This window comes from Cellulosimicrobium sp. SJTW-1 (assembly GCF_047716875.1).
Lineage (GTDB): Bacteria > Actinomycetota > Actinomycetes > Actinomycetales > Cellulomonadaceae > Cellulosimicrobium > Cellulosimicrobium funkei.
Map to the genome: position 1 here is coordinate 2,144,790 of NZ_CP136680.1, position 15,969 is coordinate 2,160,758.

Genomic DNA, 15,969 nt, shown 5'->3' on the forward strand with positions numbered 1-15,969 from the left:
CGACCTCGGACGTGTCCCGGGGCACACGGTGCGACGTCGCGCGCCCGGTCGTGTCGTGTCCGGGCGCGTCCGTGTCATGTCCGGGCGCGGCACGGCACGCAGGTGTGGTTAGCCTAACCTCGCGAGGTGCGCCCCGGTCACGCCGTGCGGCCCCCGCGTCCCTGCTCCCGAGTGCGAGGTCCCATGCTGCCGTCCCGCCGTCCCACCCGCCGCCCCCTCACCGCGCTGGCCGCGCTCGTCGCCGCCGCGACGCTCGCACTCTCCGCGTGCTCGGGCGGCACCACCACGTCCGACGCCGGGCCCGAGGGTTCCGATGCGCCCACCGGCTCGTCCTCGGCCGAGCGCGTCGTCGCCACGGACCAGGGCGACGTCACCGTCCCGACGGACCCGCAGCGCGTCGTCGTGCTCAACCACGCGCTCGCCGGGTACCTCTACGCGCTCGACGTCCCGGTCCTCGCCACCGTGCCCGAGGTGACCGACGACCCCGAGCCGGCCTTCTCCCCCCTCTGGGCGCAGGAGGCCGAGGCCGACGGCACGGAGCTCCTGGAGTGGAGCGCCGACGGCTTCAACCTCGAGGCGATCCTCGCGCTCGAGCCCGACCTCATCGTCGGTGGCGGGTGGGGCTTCCCGCTCAAGCAGGCGACGGACGTCTACGACGGCCTGAGCCAGATCGCCCCGACCGTCCTCGTGAGCGGCACGTACACGACGTGGCAGGAGCAGCTCGCATTCCTCGCCGAGGACGTGTTCGACGACGCGGAGACCTCCGAGGAGCTCGCCGCCGGGTACGAGGACCGGCTCACGGAGGTGCGCGACGCGATCACCGTGCCCGCGGGCGAGACGGCGTTCCTCGCCCGCACGGCGGAGGGCACAACGTACGCCCTCCAGGAGGGCGAGGGGCTGCCCGCGATCTTCGAGCGGCTCGGGTTCGCGGTCCAGCCGATCCAGGAGCAGACCGGAGCCGAGCCGTACACGCCGGGCGGTGACATGTTCGAGGTGTCGGCCGAGCAGGTGACGTCGGTCGTCACGGCGCCGAACGTGTTCGTCATCGGCTTCAACGGCGCGGAGGTCGACCTCGACGCGCTCGCCGCCGACCCGGTGTTCGCCGCGCTTCCGTCGTTCGCCGCCGGCACCGCGCACGAGCTGCCCACGTGGACGATCCGCAGCGACTACCACGAGGCGATGGCCCTGCTCGACGTCGTCGAGGAGCAGTTCTCCTGATGGCCCAGCACCGCCTGCGCACCCACCCTCTCGTCCTGCGGCGCGTCGAGGTCGCTCGTGTCGTCGACGTGACGCCCCGCATGCGCCGCGTGACGCTCGTCGGGCCGGAGCTGGGCGCGTTCGAGCGCGACGGCATGCCGATGCCGGCGTTCGACGCCCCGGGGTTCGACGACCACGTGAAGCTCGTCCTCTCGTCCGACGGCGACGTCGCGTCCGCGCTGCCCGTGCAGCGCGCGCACGGCATCGACTGGCCGCCCGCGCCGAACCGGCAGGGTCGCGACTACACGCCGCGCCGCTGGGACCCGGTGGCGGGCGAGCTCGACCTCGACCTCGTGCTGCACGGCGACGGGCCCGCCGCCGCGTGGGCCGGGGCGGCGCGCCCCGGTGACGCCCTGTGGTTCGTCGGCCCCAAGGCCTCGACCGTGTGGCCCGACGACGTCGACTGGGCCCTGCTCGCGGGCGACGAGACGGCGCTGCCCGCGATCGGCCGCTTCCTCGACGAGCGTCCTGTCGACGTGCCCGTGCAGGTCGTCGTGACGGTCGTCGACGCGTCCGCGCGCCAGGACCTCGCGCTGCGCGACGGCGACACCGTCCGCTGGGTCGTCGCGCCCGAGGGCGACCGCGTCGCGCTCGGCGAGGCGGTGCGCGCGATCACGTGGTGGCCCGGGCGCGTCTACGCGTGGGCCGCGAGCGAGAGCCGGGCCCTGCTGCCGGTGCGCCGCCACCTCACGCGCGAGCGCGGCGTGCCCCGCACGCACGTCGATGTCACCGGGTACTGGCACGCACAGCCGGCGCCCTCGGGCGCGAGGCCGGGCGACACCGCGGGCAGCACCGTCGGCGACACCGCGGGCGGCGTCCCGGGCATCACCGCGAGCGACGCGCCCGGCAGCACCGCGACCGGCACCGTCCCCACGGCGCAGCCCGCGGGCGTGCCGTCCCCCGTGCCGTGGTTCGCGACGCGCGCCGCACTCCAGCTCGGGCTGCTCGACGCGCTCGGCGACGGCCCGCGCGACGTCGCGGCGCTCGCCGAGGCGGCCCGCGTCGCTCCCGCGGCGGTCCGGGTCCTCGTGGGCGTCCTCGCGGCGTCGGGGGTCGTGACCTCCGACGGTGACAAGGTGGCCCTGGCCGACGCCGGCGAGGACCTCCTCGACGACGAGCACGCGCGCGAGGAGTACGAAGGCCTGGAGGCCGACGCGGTCCTCGCGCTCGCCGCGCTCGCCCCGGCGCTGCGCGAGGACGCCCCGGCGTGGGCGCGCTCGCGCGGCCGGACCCTGCGCGCAGAGGTCGAGGCCGACGCCGACCTCGCCGCGGAGGTCGTCGAGGGCGCCGACGTCCTGCCCTACGTGCTCACCGGCCTCCCGACGTGGCCCGTGTGGTCGGGCGCGCAATCCGTGGCCGTCGGGGGGCCGGGGGCCCTCGTCGTGGCCGACCTGCTCGCGGACGTGCCCGGTGACCGCACGACGACGCTCGTCGAGGACCCCGTGCCGCTCGCCGTCCTGCGCGCGCAGGCCGGCACGGGCTCGTCCCACGCCACGTCCGGCTCCTGGCCCGGCGCCGACCTGGCCGTGTGCGCGCTCGGGACCGGGCACCGCACCGACGACGAGGTGGTCGCGCTCCTCGCCGCGATGGGGGCGGCCGCGCGTCGGGCCGTGCTCGTCGAGGACCTCACGCCCGACGGCCTGAGCCCGCACGCGCACGAGCACGCGCTGCTGTCCCTCGCGACGACGGGGTCCGGACCGCGAACGCCCGACGACGTGGCGCGGCTCGCGGCGCGCGCCGGGTGGCGCGTCGTCGGGCACGACGCCCTCGGCTGGGGCGTCGCGCGGGTCGATCTCGCCCGCTGACCCACGGCACGGCGGGGCGGACCGCGGTCCGCCCCGCCCGCTCAGGACCGGCGTGCCAGGCCCGGCGCGGCCGCCGCGACGAGCAGCGCGGTGGCCGCCGCGAACACGACGACCATGAGGCGCAGCGGCTCGACCGTGAGCGAGATCCCCAGGAGCAGCACGGGGACGGCGAGCCCCAGGTATGCGACGAGGAAGACCCCCGCGAGGACCTCGCCCCGGCGGCCGGGCTCCGCCAGGGCCCCCGCCGTCGCGAGCGCGCCCCGGAAGAGGATGCCCACGCCCGCGCCCGCGACGACGGCGCTCGCGACGAACCCGGGCAGGCTCGCGGTGCCGACGGAGACGGCGAGCACGGCGAGCCCGGTAAGCGTCAGCGTGACGGCGAGAGCGACCTGGCGCCGGCGGGCGAGCCGGCCCGTGGCGAGCTGCGCGACGGCGGCCGCGGCGAAGACCGCGGCCGAGACGAGCCCGGCGACGAGGCGCGACTCCTCGTGCATCACGGTCGCGAGCACGCTCGGGGTGAGGGACGTGAAGAGGCCGAAGACCGCGAAGCCCGCGAACGCGGCGGCCGCCGCGGCGACGAAGGTGCCGCGCCCGCCGCGCGGCACGGCGACGCGCTGCGGGCGGTAGCGGTACGGGGCGGCGGCGGGCGGCACGGTCTCGGGCACGAGCGCGGCGGCGAGGACCGCCGCGGCGAGCAGGACGGCGAAGCCGACGTACGGCGTCGTGAGCGGCGCGGGCGCGGCCTGGGCGAGCAGCCCGCCGACGAGCGGTCCGAGCGCGAGGCCGCCGATGTTCGCCAGGCCCGCGACGGCGCTCGTGTCCGTCGGGCCGCCGGGGCGGGCGGCCGCGCGGAGCTCGGCGAGGTGGGCGGTCGCCGTCGCGGTGACGGCCCCGATCCCCACGCCCGAGACGAGCCGCGCGACGACGAGGCCGCCCAGACCGTCCAGCAGCAGGAACAGCACGGCCGCGACGAGCTCGGCCACGAGGCCGAGGACCAGCACGCGGCGGCGCCCGAACCGGTCGCTGAGGTGCCCGACGAGGTAGAGGCTCGCGGCGACCCCGACGGCGTACGCGGCGAAGACGACGGTCACGGCGACGGTGGGCAGGCCGTCACGCGCCTGGTACAGCGGGTAGAGCGGCGTCGGGACCGTCGAGAACGCCATGGCCGTGGCGAACGCGAGCGCCACCACGAGGAACCCGGACCCGTGCGAGACGAGCGGCCGCGCGCGCCGCGCACGCGGCGGCCGGGAGGGCCGCTGCGCGTCGTCCGGTCGCGCGGGTGCGGGGCGGGTCGGAGGTGCCGAGGTCGTCGTCATGCGTCCACCGTGCGCCTGCGCGCTTGATCGTGTCCAACGACTTGTACCGATCCGTCTGATCGATGTTAGCGATGAGACGTCGTAGGGTGAGCGGCATGGAGACGCGCCAGCTCGAGTACTTCGTCGCCGTGGCCGAGGAGCTGAGCTTCACGCGCGCCGCCGCGCGCGTCTTCGCCGTCCAGTCGAGCGTCTCGGCGGGCGTGCGCGCGCTGGAGGCGGAGCTCGGCGCTCGTCTGTTCGAGCGCACGCGGCGCTCGGTCGCGCTCACGTCGCAGGGCGAGGCGCTGCTCCCCCGGGCCCGGGCGGTGCTCGACGCCGTCGACCAGGCCCGTGCCGCCGTCGCCCCCGGGCCGCACCACGTGCGCGGCACCGTGCGGCTCGGGGTGTTCACGAACCTCGGGTACCTCGGGCTGCCGCGCACCCTCGCCGCGTTCCGGGACCGCCACCCCGGCGTGGTGCTGCGCCTCACCCCGTCGCCCGCCGGGTCCACGGGGCTGGGAGAGGACGTGCGGCGCGGCGTCGTGGACGTCGCGTTCACCGGGCTCGGGCCCGAGGACCACCCCGGCCTGCGCTACACGCGGCTCACGTCGTCGACGTTCGTCGCGGTGCTGCCCGCGGGCCACGCGCTCGCCGGGGCGCGGTCGGTGGCGCCCGGCGACCTGGCCGACGAGCACGTCGTGACGACGCCGCGCGGGTTCGGCAACCGGGTGGTCGCCGAGCGCGCGTTCGCGCACGCGGGCGTCGCGCCGCGCGCGGACACGGAGGTGGCCGACGTCGGCGACCTGCCCGCGTTCGTCGCCGCCGGGTTCGGCGTCGCGGTGGTCCCCGCGGACATGTACGAGCCTGCGCCGGGCGCGGTCGCGGTGCCGCTCGACGCGCCGGAGGCGTGGTCGCTCGGGCTCGTGACGCGGCCGCACCCGGGCGCGGCCGCCGCGGCGCTCGTCGCCTCGCTCGTCGCCTCGCTCGTCACGGGTCGGGAGCAGGCTCCGGCGGGGTGACGGGCCCCCGCGCCCGCGGACCCTGCGCCCGCGGACCCCGCCGGGCCGCGCTGCTAGCATCGGCACGTGCTCATCGAGGTCGACAGACTCTAGCCGCCGAGCCGTCGGCGGCCCGCCCCAGCGCACCCCTCGCCCTGCTCCGCCACGTCGGAGCCCTCGTCGGCGACCCCTGCCCGGCTCGTGCCGCGGCCTCGGCGTGCCTGGACGACGCCCCACCGCTCCCGCCACCGGCGGCCCGTCCGCGCGCCCGCGCGACGGCGGCCCACCCGTCCTTCCCGGCACGACCACGCCCGCGGCACCGCGGGCCGAGGAGCACACCCATGTCGACCCTGCACCGGTCCGCGGTGACGCTGACCGACCTCACGTTCGAGTGGCCCGACGGCACCGTCGCGCTCTCCCACCTCTCCGGCACGTTCGGCACCGGCCGCACGGGCCTCGTCGGCGACAACGGCGCCGGCAAGTCGACGCTGCTGCGCCTCGTCGCCGGCCTGCTCACGCCCACATCCGGGCGCGTGACGACCACGGGCGACGTCGCCTACCTCCCCCAGACGCTCACGCTCGGCCGCGACGCGAGCGTTGCGCGCCTGCTCGGCATCGACGCCACGCTCGACGCCCTGCGCGCGATCGAGTCCGGCGACGTCGACGAGCGGCACTTCGACGCCGTCGGCGACGACTGGGACGTCGAGGCGCGCGCCGCCCAGGTGCTCGCCGAGATCGGGCTCGACGGCGTCGGCCTCGACCGGCGCGTCGGCGCGCTGTCCGGCGGCGAGGCGATGCTCGTCGCGATCAGCGGCCTGCGCGTGCGGCGCAGCGCGATCACGCTGCTCGACGAGCCGACGAACAACCTCGACCGCGCCACCCGGGCCCGGCTCGCCGCGCTCGTCGACGACTGGCCCGGGGCTCTCGTCGTCGTGAGCCACGACCTGGAGCTGCTCGAGCACGTCGACGAGACCGCCGAGCTGCACGCGGGCACGCTGACCACGTTCGGCGGCCCGTACAGCGCGTGGCGCGCGCAGCTGGAGGTCGACCAGGCCGCGGCGGCGCAGGCCGCGCGGAGCGCCGAGCAGACCCTGCGCGCCGAGAAGCGCCAGCGCGTCGAGGCCGAGACCAAGCTCGCGCGCCGCGAGCGGACGGCGCGGACCGCCCAGGCGAACCGCACCGGGTCACGCATCTCCATGGGGCTGCGCGCGTCCGCGGCCCAGGTCTCGGCGGGCTCGATGCGCCAGGGCCTGGACGCCAAGGTCCAGGCCGCGCAGCAGGCGCTCGACGCGGCGGCGGCCCGGGTGCGCGACGACGAGCACGTGCACCTCGTGCTGCCGGACCCGGACGTCCCGCGCGGGCGTCGGCTCGCCGAGCTGCACGGGACGAACCGCACGGTCGTCGTCCAGGGGCCTGAGCGGGTCGCGCTCGTGGGGGCCAACGGCACCGGCAAGACGACGCTCCTGGAGAACCTGCTCGCCGGGCGCGCGCCCGAGCCGGGACGCGCCGGCGGGACGCTCCTCACGGACCGGGTCGGCTACCTCCCGCAGCGGCGCGACGGGCTCGACGACGCGCGCAGCGCGCTCGACACCGTCCGCGACGGCGCCCCGGGCGTCGCGCCGGGCACGGTCCGCAACCACCTCGCGCGCCTGCTCCTGCGCGGGTCGGCCGTCGACCGTCCGGTGGGCACCCTGTCGGGCGGCGAGCGGTTCCGCGTCGCGCTCGCGCGGCTCCTGCTCGCCGACCCGCCCGCCCAGCTCCTCGTGCTCGACGAGCCGACGAACGACCTCGACGTGCGCAGCGTCGAACGGCTCGTCGAGGCGCTGTCGGGCTACGCGGGCGCGCTGCTCGTGGTGAGCCACGACGACGGGTTCCTCGCCCGCCTCGGGGTCGACGTGCGGCTCGAGCTCGACCGGGACGGCGCGCTCCACGAGGTGGCGCCGGGCGCGGAGCATGCGGCCCGCTGAGCGCCGGTCCGGGGCGGCCGGGCCGTCAGGGCAGGTCGGGTGCGGCCCGCACGACGGCGGCCATCGCGGCGGTCGCCGCGGCGTCGGCGTCGGCGTGCCGCCAGCCCGGGCTCACGACCCGCGCGTGGTCGTTGAGCGCGGCGAGCACGTCGAGCACCGCGACGCCCAGGGCCCGCGCATGAGGTGTGAGGCCGCCGCGGATCTTCAGCTGGCCGAGCACGATCGCGATCTGCGCGCGGGCCTCGGCCGCGAGCGCCGCCTCGTCGACGTCGCCGCCGCGGAGCCGGTCCGCGGCGCCCTGCCGCCCGGACGCCCAGACGTCCTCGGGGACCCCGAGGTCCCACGCCGCCAGGAGGCCGTCGACGAAGGCGGGCAGCGCGTCGTCGCGCCCGTCGGCGGCGTACCACTCCTCGAGGTCGCGCAGCGCGTCGTGCCCGGCGTCGTTGCCGAACGGCGCGAGGTCCTCGCCCTCGTCGTAGAACGGCTCCGGCGCGAGGGACACGAAGGCGGGGTGGCTCGTCGCGGGCGACAGACCCTCGTCGGGGTCGTCGAGGAACAGCGTCATGGGGGCGACCCTAGACCGGCGCGGGCCGTGCCGTCGCACGCGCCCGTCGTCGGGGCCGCCGCCCGGGCCGACGCTCCCGCGCCGCGGGAATCCCCTCGATGCGCAGGCCACGCACGTGCCAGGGTGGGCGCATGACCGACGCCACCGACGTGCGCCCCGACGCCCTGGAGCGGGTCGCGTGGCCCGTGCGGACCGCTCGCCTGACGCTGCGCCGCGCCCGGCCGGACGACGCGGACGCGTTGTTCGCCTACCGCGGCCTGCCCGAGGTGGACCGGTGGCTCACGCAGCGGTTCACCGCGGTCGAGGAGTGGCGCGAGCACCACGTCGAGCCGGGGCGGCTCGCGACGACCCTCGTCGTGGAGCGCGAGGGTGCCGTGGTCGGGGACCTCTACCTCGCGGTCCGCGACGGCTGGGCGCAGCGCGACGTCGTCGACCGTCCGCACGACGACGAGGCCGAGATCGGCTGGGTGCTCGACCCGGCGCACCAGGGGCAGGGCTACGCGACCGAGGCCGTGCGCGCGCTGCTGCAGGTGTGCTTCGAGGACCTGGGGCTGCGGCGCGTCGTGGCGAGCGCGTTCCTCGCGAACGAGCCGTCGTGGCGGCTCATGGAGCGCGTGGGGATGCGGCGCGAGGGCGTGGGGGTGCGCGACTCCCTGCACCGGGACCTGGGCTGGGTCGACGGCGTCGTGTACGCGCTGCTGGCCGACGAGACGCGCGCGGGCGCTTGACCCTGACGCGACGTCAGGGCGCAGGCTGCCCGCATGACCGACACGTTCCCCGCCTTCGACCTCTCCCCCGTCCCCGTCCCGGGGCCCGACGCCGTCGCTCCGGAGCCGTTCCGCGGCATCTACGGGATGCCGCAGTTCGTGACCGTCCCGACGGACGACCTCGCGGCGTCCGTCGAGCTCTGGACGCGCGGGCTCGGGTTCTTCGACCTGTTCTCCGTGCCGGGCGGCGTGGTGCACCTGCGCCGCTGGGCGTTCCAGGACGTGCTCCTCGTCCCGGGCACCCCCGCGCCCGACCTGCCGGCCCTGACGGTGAGCTTCTCGTGCGTGCTGTCGCAGGTCGACGCGATCGTCGCCGCGTGCGAGGCCGTGACGCCCGGCTGCACGACGGGCCCGCGCGAGATGCCGTGGGGGTCCGTCGAGGTGGAGGTCCGCACGCCGGAGAACGCGCGCGTCGTCATGACGGCGGCGCGCCCGTTCGTCGCCGGGAGCGACTCCGCCCGGTTCCTGGAGGGCATCGGGATCGAGGCGCCCGCCCCGTGAGCAACGCGGCTCCGCGGTGGACACTGGGTCACGTGACCACCGACCCGACGCCCGGCCGCGTCGCCCACCCGCTGACGGTCGGCGACGCGGCCGCGGCCGCGGGCGTCACCGTCCGCACGCTGCACCACTGGGACGCGGTCGGGCTCGTGCGCCCCTCGGCGCGTACCCCGGCGGGCTACCGGCTCTACGCGGCGGCCGACGTCGCGCGGCTGCGGCGGGTGGTGGCGTACCGGGAGCTGGGCGTGGCGCTCGAGGACGTCCCGCCGCTCCTCGACGCGACCGGCGCCGAGGCGGTGGACGCGCTGCGCAGGCACCGGGCGCTGCTCGGGGAGCGGATCGCCCGGATGGAGCGCACCGCCCGCGCGCTGGACCGCCTCGTCGCGGCGCGCGAGCGCGGGCTCCTGCTCACGCCTACCGAGCAGGTCGCGCTGTTCGGGGAGGGCTGGGACCCCGCGTGGCCCGGGCAGGCGCGCGAGCTCTGGGGCGACACCGCGCAGTGGGCGCAGTACGCCGAGCGGTCGGCGGAGCGCACGCCCGAGGACTGGCAGCGCCTGGCCGACGACGTCGCGGCCCTGGAGGCCGACCTCGCGACGGCGTGCCGCGCGGGTGTCGACCCGGCCACGCCGCGGGCGGCCGCCCTCGCCGAGAGGCACCGCGCCTCGATGGGCGCGCACTTCGACTGCCCGCCCGCGCGGCACGTGTGCCTCGCGCGGCGGTTCGTCGACGACGCCGGGTTCCGTGCCCACTACGACGGCCTCGCCCCCGGCCTGGCCACGTGGCTGCGCGCCGCGGTCGAGGCGAGCGCGCGCTCCCACGGCGTGGACCCGGCGACCGCCACCTGGGGCTGACCCCGGCGGACGGGCGTGCGAACGCGGCGCCGGGGTGTGAGGCTGTGATCCCCGCCGCCGCACCACCCTCCCAGGAGCCCCGCATGCCCGCCACCCCCGCCCCCACGGCGGGCCCCTCCCTCGCCGCCCCGGGACGTGGCGCGATCCTCGCGGGCGACGCGGTCCGGGCTGCGGCCGCGCTCAGCGTCGTCGCGGCCGGCGCGGCGCTCGACGGCGTCGGCGTCGCGCTTTTCCTGCTCGTGCTCGGCGGGACGATGGTGCCGCGCGCCCTCGGGGTGACCGGCGTGCTCGACGTCGGCTACGGGGCCGCGCTGCTCGCCTCCGCCTGGGCCGCCCAGCTCGAGTGGTACCGCGCGGTGCCGTGGCTCGACCTGCCCGTGCACGCCGTGTGCACCGGTCTGATCGCGGCGCTCGCGACGGTGACGCTCGTCCGGGTCGGGGCGCTGCCCGCCCCGCACGCCGACGCCCGGCCGTGGCGCACGGGCGTCGTCGTGGTGACGACGGGCCTCGGGGCGGTCCTCGCGATCCTGTGGGAGCTCGGCGAGTGGGCCGGGCACACGTTCCTCGACGACCGGATCGGCGTCGGCTACGGCGACACCGTCACCGACCTCGCGACGGGGCTGCTCGGCTCGGTCGTCGCCGGGGTCCTCCTCGCGCGCGGCACCGCCGCCCGGGAGCACCGGCCGTGACGCCCCGCACCGCCCCGACCGTGTCGGTCGTCGTCCCGGTCCGCGACGACGCCGCCGCGCTCGACCGCTGCCTGGCGCGCATCGCGCGGCAGACCGTCGCGCCGCTCGAGGTCGTGGTCGTCGACAACGCGTCGCGCGACGACTCCGCGCTCGTCGCGCGCCGCTGGGGCGCCGTCGTCGTGCGCGAGGAGCGCGTCGGCATCCCGGCGGCCGCCGCGACCGGGTACGACGCCGCGCGCGGCGACGTCATCGCGCGGCTCGACGCCGACTCCCTCCCCGACCCGGGGTGGGTGCAGCGCGTCGTGGACCGCATGGCTGCCGACCCGACGCTCGACGCGATGACCGGCACGGGCACGTTCGACGACCTGCCGCGCGGGGCGCGCGCCGCCGTGGCGATCGCCTACCTCGGCGCGTACTACGTGCTGTGCCACCTCGCGCTCGGCCACACCGCGCTCTGGGGCTCGTGCATGGCCCTGCGCCGCTCGGCGTGGACCGCCGTGCGCGACGCCGTCGTGCGCGACGACCCCGAGGTGCACGACGACCTCGACCTGTCGTTCCGCCTCGGCCCGGGCCGGCGCACGGTGCTCGACCGGTCGTGGCGCGTCGGGGTGTCGGCGCGCTCGCTGCGCGGGCGACGCCAGCGCCGTCGGCGCATGGACCGCGCGTGGCGCACGCTGCGCGTCAACTGGGCGGTGGCGCCCCCCGGGGGGCGGGGGGGCGACCGCTGGCGCTGACGCGCACGGACACCTCCCCGCCTGCGACCGGCCGGCGACGGCCCGACGACGGGCCGGCGACGGGCCGGCGACAGGCCAGAGCTCAGTCCGCGCTGCCGCGCCAGGTGCGCCGCCGCGTCGCGCCCGGTGCCTCCTCGCGGTCGAGACGGGCCAGCAGCGCCGCGAGCGCCGCGGCGATCGGCTGCCCGGTCGCGTACTCGACGAACAGCCACTGCCCGGCCGGGTTGATCTCGAGGAACACGTAGTCGCCCTCGGGCGTGCGGCGCAGGTCGACCGCGCCGTACCAGAGGCCGAGCACCTCCATGAGCCGCAGGAGCGCGGTGGCGACGTGCTCGGGGAGGTCGTGCACGGACGTCGGGCAGTGGTGGGTGTCGACGCGGAAGTCGTACGCGTACGCCGACTCCTCCGTGCGCAGCTCGGCCGCGAACAGCTCCGTGCCCACGATCGTCACGCGCACGTCCGACCCCGCGACGGCCTCCTGGAAGATGACCGGCGCGTACCGCACGCTCTCGATGAGCGCGAGGTCCGCCTCCCGTACGGGGCGGGTCTCGCGCCACGTCGCGGGCGTGCCGCTGAACGGCTTGAAGATCACGCGCCCCGGTTCCCGGTGCAGGAACTCCCGGGCGCGGGCCGGGTCGTTCGTCATGCACGTGCGCGGCACGCGCAGCCCCAGGCGCGCGGCGACCTGGAGCTGCCACATCTTGCGGGACCCTGCCTCGTCGCGGTCCGGGTCGTTGACCCACGTGGCGGGCAGGCACGACCAGAGCCCGGACACCGCCGCGGCGACCTCGCCGTGGGCGAAGCCGCGGTCCTGGGCGGAGCGCAGGTCGTCGTGCAGCGCGAACGGCTGCGGTCGGCGCCACCACACGGCGCGCAGCGTGGTGGTGTCCACCGCGCTCACGCCCTCGGCGCTCGTGTCGACCCAGTCGGCGCGCCACCCGGCGGCGTCCTGGGTCGAGGTCAGCGCCACGTCGCGGGGCGCGTGCCCCGTGTCGAGGAGCGCGTGGCGCGCGCCGAGCGCGTCCAGGTGGCGGACGACCTCCGTGGTGTGGAGGTCGTCCGCGTGCGACACGATGCCGATCATCGCGGTCTCCCGGTCCGGTCCGTGGGCGAGGTCGCCCGGGTCACTGCCCCGCCTGGAGCGCGGCGAGCGTCGCCTCGACGGCCTCGAGGGTCGCGCGCGCCTCGGCGACGGCCTCGACGAGCGCGCCGACGACGTCGACCGCCTCGCCCGGACCGTCCTCGTCCACGAGCGACTCCGCGCCCTGGACGAACGGCCGCGCCCCGGCGAGCGCGCCCGCCTGCACGAGCCGCCCGATCACGGGGTTGACCACGGGGTCGAAGAGGTCGCCGGGGTCGACGATCCCCTCCTGGAGCGTGTCGCCGGGTCCGGAGCCGACGTCACCCGCGAGCCCGGTGCCGACGGGGTTGTCCGCGGCGAAGCGGGTGTCGCCCTGGAAGACCGAGTCGAGGGCGCGCGGCGTGCCGCCCTGGTCCCGGAGGAACGACGTCCCGATCTGGTCGGCGACCGTGTGCGAGTCGGCCTGCCGGATCGTCAGCACGTCGACGGCGCGGGCCGTGTCGGCGCCCAGGAGCGTGCCGACCTGGTCGGCGGCCTTGACGGTCGCGATGACGTCCTGCGCGAGGGAGGTGAAGCCGTCGTCGGCGGTCGCGGTGCGCGCCCCGTGGGGCAGGGCCTGGAGCGTCGGCGACACCGCGCGGATGCCCGCGATCGCCGTGCCGAAGTTCGACCCGGTCCCGGCCGCGTTGCAGCCACCGTTCGTGTGGACGCCGACGAGCTCGCCCGCGGGCCCGAGGATCCCGGACCCGGAGTTGCCACCGAGCGTGTCGATGTCGTCGTAGCGGACCTGGTTCGTCGTGACGACCGTCGCCGGGCCGGCCTCGACGCGCTTGGGCATCCCGGCGGGGTGGCCGATGATCGCGAGCATGTCGCCCACGGCCGGGTTGGCGGTGGCCACGGCCGTGAACCCGTAGGTGCTGCCCGGGTTGCCGCCCACGCGCACGACGGCCATGTCGAGGCCGCCGAGCCGGTACTCGACGAGCGCGACGATCGGGAAGCTGTGCTCGGTGCGCAGGACACCGGACGGGTCCACCTGGAAGAGCACGTTGATGTGCATGCTCGTCGCGATCTGCTGCGGCGTGAGGACCTGCATCGACCCGTTCTGCCGGGGCAGGACCCAGCCGTCGGCGCTCTGGTCGAACAGGTGACCGCACGTGAGGACGAGGTCGGGCGCGATCAGGGTGCCGCTCCCCCAGCGCACGCCGTCGACGTTGCCGGGGTTGGTGAAGACGCCGCCGAGCCCTGCGTTCCACTGGACCTGCACGGCCTGCTTCTGGTGGGCGTCCACGTACGCGCGCGTGACGCCGAGCGTGCCGTCGTACTGCTCGACGGGCTGGGAGTCGTCGGTCGCGCCGCAGATGGACTCGAGCATCTCCGCGTACGTGGGCTCGTCGCCCGCGATGGACTCGAGCGTCAACGGGATGCGTTCGGGCAGCGGCGGGTACAGCGCGTCGACGGTGTCGGGCGTCTGCGGCACCTCGCGCCGGCTCGGCTTCCGCGGTGCCGACTTCTTGCTTCCGGGCATGGGTTCCCCCTCGGTTCGGTCCCCCTGCACCTGGAGGGAGGCCCCTGTGCCTCGGCACGTACACCGCGCCCCTCTCGCGCCCGAGCACGGGACCGGCGACCGGATCCGGGGAGATCCGGTCGCCCGTCCCGTGCTCGCCGGTGGACGTTGCCGGCCGGTGGCCGGTGGCCCAGGGTCAGCGGGGCGCTGCGACGTCCAGGACCCAGGTCACGCCGAAGCGGTCGGTGAGCATGCCGTATGCCGGCGCCCAGTCGGACGACGCGAGCGGCGCGACGACGGTCGAGCCGTCGACGAGCGCGTCCCAGTAGCGGCGGACCTCCTCGACGTCGTCGCCGCGCACGGACACGAAGAACGGCGCCTCGCCCGGGCTCCACGGCCGGTCGGCGGGGACGTCGTAGGCCATGACGCGGAACCCGCTCGGCGCGCTGACCTGGCCCCAGACGACGAGGTCGGCGGCCGCCGGGTCGGCCGTCTGGCCGAGGTCGCCGTACGTCGTGACGACGAGCTCGCCCCCGAACACGGACCGGTAGAGCTCGAGCGCGGCACGGGCGTCGCCGCGGAAGTTGAGGTGCGGGGTGGTCTGGACGGACATGGGCTCTCCTCGGGAGGCTCGGGGCCCGCGGCGGTCGCCGAGGGCCGTGCGCCGGGCCGACGACCCGTGCGCACCCCACGACTCTCGCGCTCCATCAGGACGGACGGTGTCCGCATTCTGCGGGACCATGGAGCCATGACCGAGACGTCGCGCCGCACCCTCCTGCTGCTCGCGCTGCTCCAGGCGCGCCCGGACCGCACGGGGCCCGAGCTCGCCGCCCGCCTCGGCGTCGACGCCCGTACGGTCCGGCGCGACGTCGACCGCCTGCGCGAGCTCGGCTACCAGGTCGTGGCGACGCGCGGACGCGTGGGCGGGTACCGCCTCGACGCGGGCGCCGAGCTCCCGCCGCTCCTGTTCGACGACGAGCAGGTCGTGGCCCTGGCCGTCGGGCTGCGGACGGTCACCGCGAGCGGCGTCGGCGACGACCTCGCGGAGGCGTCCGTCCGGGCGCTCACGACGGTCCGGCAGGTGCTGCCCGCCCGGTTGCGGCACCGCGTCGACGCGGTCGACGTCACGACCGTCGCCCCGACACCTGGGCGCCCGGCTGTCCGGGTCGACCTCGACGTCCTGCTCGCCGTGAGCGCGGCGGCGCGCCGCCGGGAGGTGCTGCGCTTCGACTACGCGACCGTGGCGCTCGACGCGCCACCGGAGGCGACCCCCGACGCGAACCCGGACGCGAGCCCCGGCGCGGCATCCGGGACGGTGCAGCCCGACGACCCGCGCACCGGCCCCCGGCCGCCCCGCCGCGCCGAGGTGCACCACGTCGTCGTGCACGACGGGCGCTGGTACGCCGTGGCGTGGGACCTCGACCGTGACGACTGGCGCACCTTCCGGCTCGACCGGATGACGCCGCGCACGCCGACGGGACCACGCTTCGTCGCGCGCGAGGTGCCCGGCGGCGACGTCGGCGCGTTCGTCGCGGCGCGCTTCACGGGCGCCGTCGCGGGCGCCGTCGCGGGCCCTGTGCCGTCCGCCGGCAGCACGGCGACAGGAAGCACGGCGACGGGCAGCGCGGCGCAGCAGGCCTCGGGCGCGGCGGTGACGTCCAGGAACCCGGAAGCCCGGGAGACACCGGCCGCGCGGTGGCCGTGCCAGGGCTGGGCCGAGCTCGCCGCCCCGGCACGCGCGGTCGCGCCGTTCGTCGAGGACGGCACGGTCGAGGCCGTGGGCGCGGAGCACTGCCGGGTCACGCTCGGGTCGTGGTCGTGGGTGGCGCTCGCGGCCCGGGTCGCGGCCTTCGACGCCGACGTGCTCGCCGCGGGCCCGGCCGACCTCGTCGCCGCGTGCGACGCCGTCGCCCGGCGCCTCGGCGCAGTCGCCGGGCGGTGACCCCGGCGCACCCGAG

15 protein-coding genes are annotated in these 15,969 nt (G+C 77.1%); 10 read left to right on the top strand and 5 right to left on the bottom strand.

Annotation, left to right across the window (positions count from 1 at the left end; all coding sequences use genetic code 11):
* The first annotated feature begins 183 nt into the window (after positions 1–183).
* Both RSE42_RS09775 and RSE42_RS09780 read left to right on the top strand, forming a co-directional pair.
* On the top strand, positions 184–1,218 hold the full coding sequence (locus RSE42_RS09775) for an ABC transporter substrate-binding protein (RefSeq protein WP_171467894.1): 1,035 nt from the start codon (positions 184–186) through the stop codon (positions 1,216–1,218).
* Positions 1,218–3,062 (top strand): siderophore-interacting protein, encoded by a 1,845-nt coding sequence (locus RSE42_RS09780; RefSeq protein ID WP_415295976.1) that lies wholly within the window; start codon positions 1,218–1,220, stop codon positions 3,060–3,062. The genes RSE42_RS09775 and RSE42_RS09780 overlap by 1 nt, the downstream gene beginning before the upstream one ends.
* 41 nt (positions 3,063–3,103) lie before the next feature.
* On the opposite strand, the gene RSE42_RS09785 is transcribed toward RSE42_RS09780, so the two are convergent.
* Complete coding sequence (locus RSE42_RS09785; protein WP_415295978.1) at positions 3,104–4,378, bottom strand: MFS transporter; 1,275 nt, start codon at positions 4,376–4,378, stop codon at positions 3,104–3,106.
* Between the two features lie 95 nt (positions 4,379–4,473).
* On the opposite strand from RSE42_RS09785, the gene RSE42_RS09790 reads away from it, so the two are divergent.
* Together RSE42_RS09790 and RSE42_RS09795 are read left to right on the top strand one after the other, a co-directional pair.
* Positions 4,474–5,376 carry a LysR family transcriptional regulator gene (locus tag RSE42_RS09790; protein ID WP_034655259.1) on the top strand — a complete coding sequence of 301 codons (903 nt, stop codon included), beginning with the start codon at positions 4,474–4,476 and terminating at the stop codon, positions 5,374–5,376.
* Positions 5,377–5,696: 320 nt separating this feature from the next.
* On the top strand, positions 5,697–7,322 hold the full coding sequence (locus RSE42_RS09795) for an ABC-F family ATP-binding cassette domain-containing protein (RefSeq protein WP_415295980.1): 1,626 nt from the start codon (positions 5,697–5,699) through the stop codon (positions 7,320–7,322).
* 25 nt (positions 7,323–7,347) lie between these two features.
* Here RSE42_RS09795 and RSE42_RS09800 read toward each other — a convergent pair whose 3' ends face one another.
* Positions 7,348–7,887 carry a hypothetical protein gene (locus RSE42_RS09800; protein WP_051028402.1) on the bottom strand — a complete coding sequence of 180 codons (540 nt, stop codon included), beginning with the start codon at positions 7,885–7,887 and terminating at the stop codon, positions 7,348–7,350.
* A 131-nt stretch (positions 7,888–8,018) separates the two neighbouring features.
* On the opposite strand from RSE42_RS09800, the gene RSE42_RS09805 reads away from it, so the two are divergent.
* The 5 genes from RSE42_RS09805 to RSE42_RS09825 all read left to right on the top strand — a co-directional run bounded on the left by RSE42_RS09805 (position 8,019) and on the right by RSE42_RS09825 (position 11,426).
* Positions 8,019–8,615 (top strand): GNAT family N-acetyltransferase, encoded by a 597-nt coding sequence (locus RSE42_RS09805; RefSeq protein WP_415295982.1) that lies wholly within the window; start codon positions 8,019–8,021, stop codon positions 8,613–8,615.
* Between the two features lie 33 nt (positions 8,616–8,648).
* Positions 8,649–9,155, top strand: coding sequence for a VOC family protein (locus tag RSE42_RS09810; protein ID WP_114554159.1), 507 nt, complete (start codon positions 8,649–8,651; stop codon positions 9,153–9,155).
* Positions 9,156–9,187: 32 nt separating this feature from the next.
* The gene (locus tag RSE42_RS09815; RefSeq protein WP_415295983.1) at positions 9,188–10,003 is read left to right on the top strand and encodes a MerR family transcriptional regulator; all 816 of its coding nucleotides are present in this window, start codon (positions 9,188–9,190) and stop codon (positions 10,001–10,003) included.
* Positions 10,004–10,086: 83 nt separating this feature from the next.
* Positions 10,087–10,692 (top strand): hypothetical protein, encoded by a 606-nt coding sequence (locus RSE42_RS09820; protein WP_415295985.1) that lies wholly within the window; start codon positions 10,087–10,089, stop codon positions 10,690–10,692.
* Entirely contained in the window at positions 10,689–11,426 is a 738-nt protein-coding gene (locus tag RSE42_RS09825) for a glycosyltransferase family 2 protein (protein WP_415295987.1), read from the top strand. Before RSE42_RS09820 ends, RSE42_RS09825 begins: the two co-directional genes overlap by 4 nt.
* Positions 11,427–11,508: 82 nt before the next feature.
* Here RSE42_RS09825 and RSE42_RS09830 read toward each other — a convergent pair whose 3' ends face one another.
* The 3 genes from RSE42_RS09830 to RSE42_RS09840 form a co-directional block, all read right to left on the bottom strand.
* Positions 11,509–12,510 carry an MvdC/MvdD family ATP grasp protein gene (locus RSE42_RS09830; RefSeq protein ID WP_415295989.1) on the bottom strand — a complete coding sequence of 334 codons (1,002 nt, stop codon included), beginning with the start codon at positions 12,508–12,510 and terminating at the stop codon, positions 11,509–11,511.
* A gap of 40 nt (positions 12,511–12,550) precedes the next feature.
* Positions 12,551–14,032, bottom strand: coding sequence for a trypsin-like serine peptidase (locus tag RSE42_RS09835; protein WP_085387916.1), 1,482 nt, complete (start codon positions 14,030–14,032; stop codon positions 12,551–12,553).
* Positions 14,033–14,207: 175 nt separating this feature from the next.
* The gene (locus RSE42_RS09840) at positions 14,208–14,624 is read right to left on the bottom strand and encodes a VOC family protein (RefSeq protein ID WP_415295991.1); all 417 of its coding nucleotides are present in this window, start codon (positions 14,622–14,624) and stop codon (positions 14,208–14,210) included.
* A gap of 135 nt (positions 14,625–14,759) precedes the next feature.
* On the opposite strand from RSE42_RS09840, the gene RSE42_RS09845 reads away from it, so the two are divergent.
* The gene (locus tag RSE42_RS09845) at positions 14,760–15,953 is read left to right on the top strand and encodes a helix-turn-helix transcriptional regulator (protein ID WP_415295993.1); all 1,194 of its coding nucleotides are present in this window, start codon (positions 14,760–14,762) and stop codon (positions 15,951–15,953) included.
* Positions 15,954–15,969: the final 16 nt, after the last annotated feature.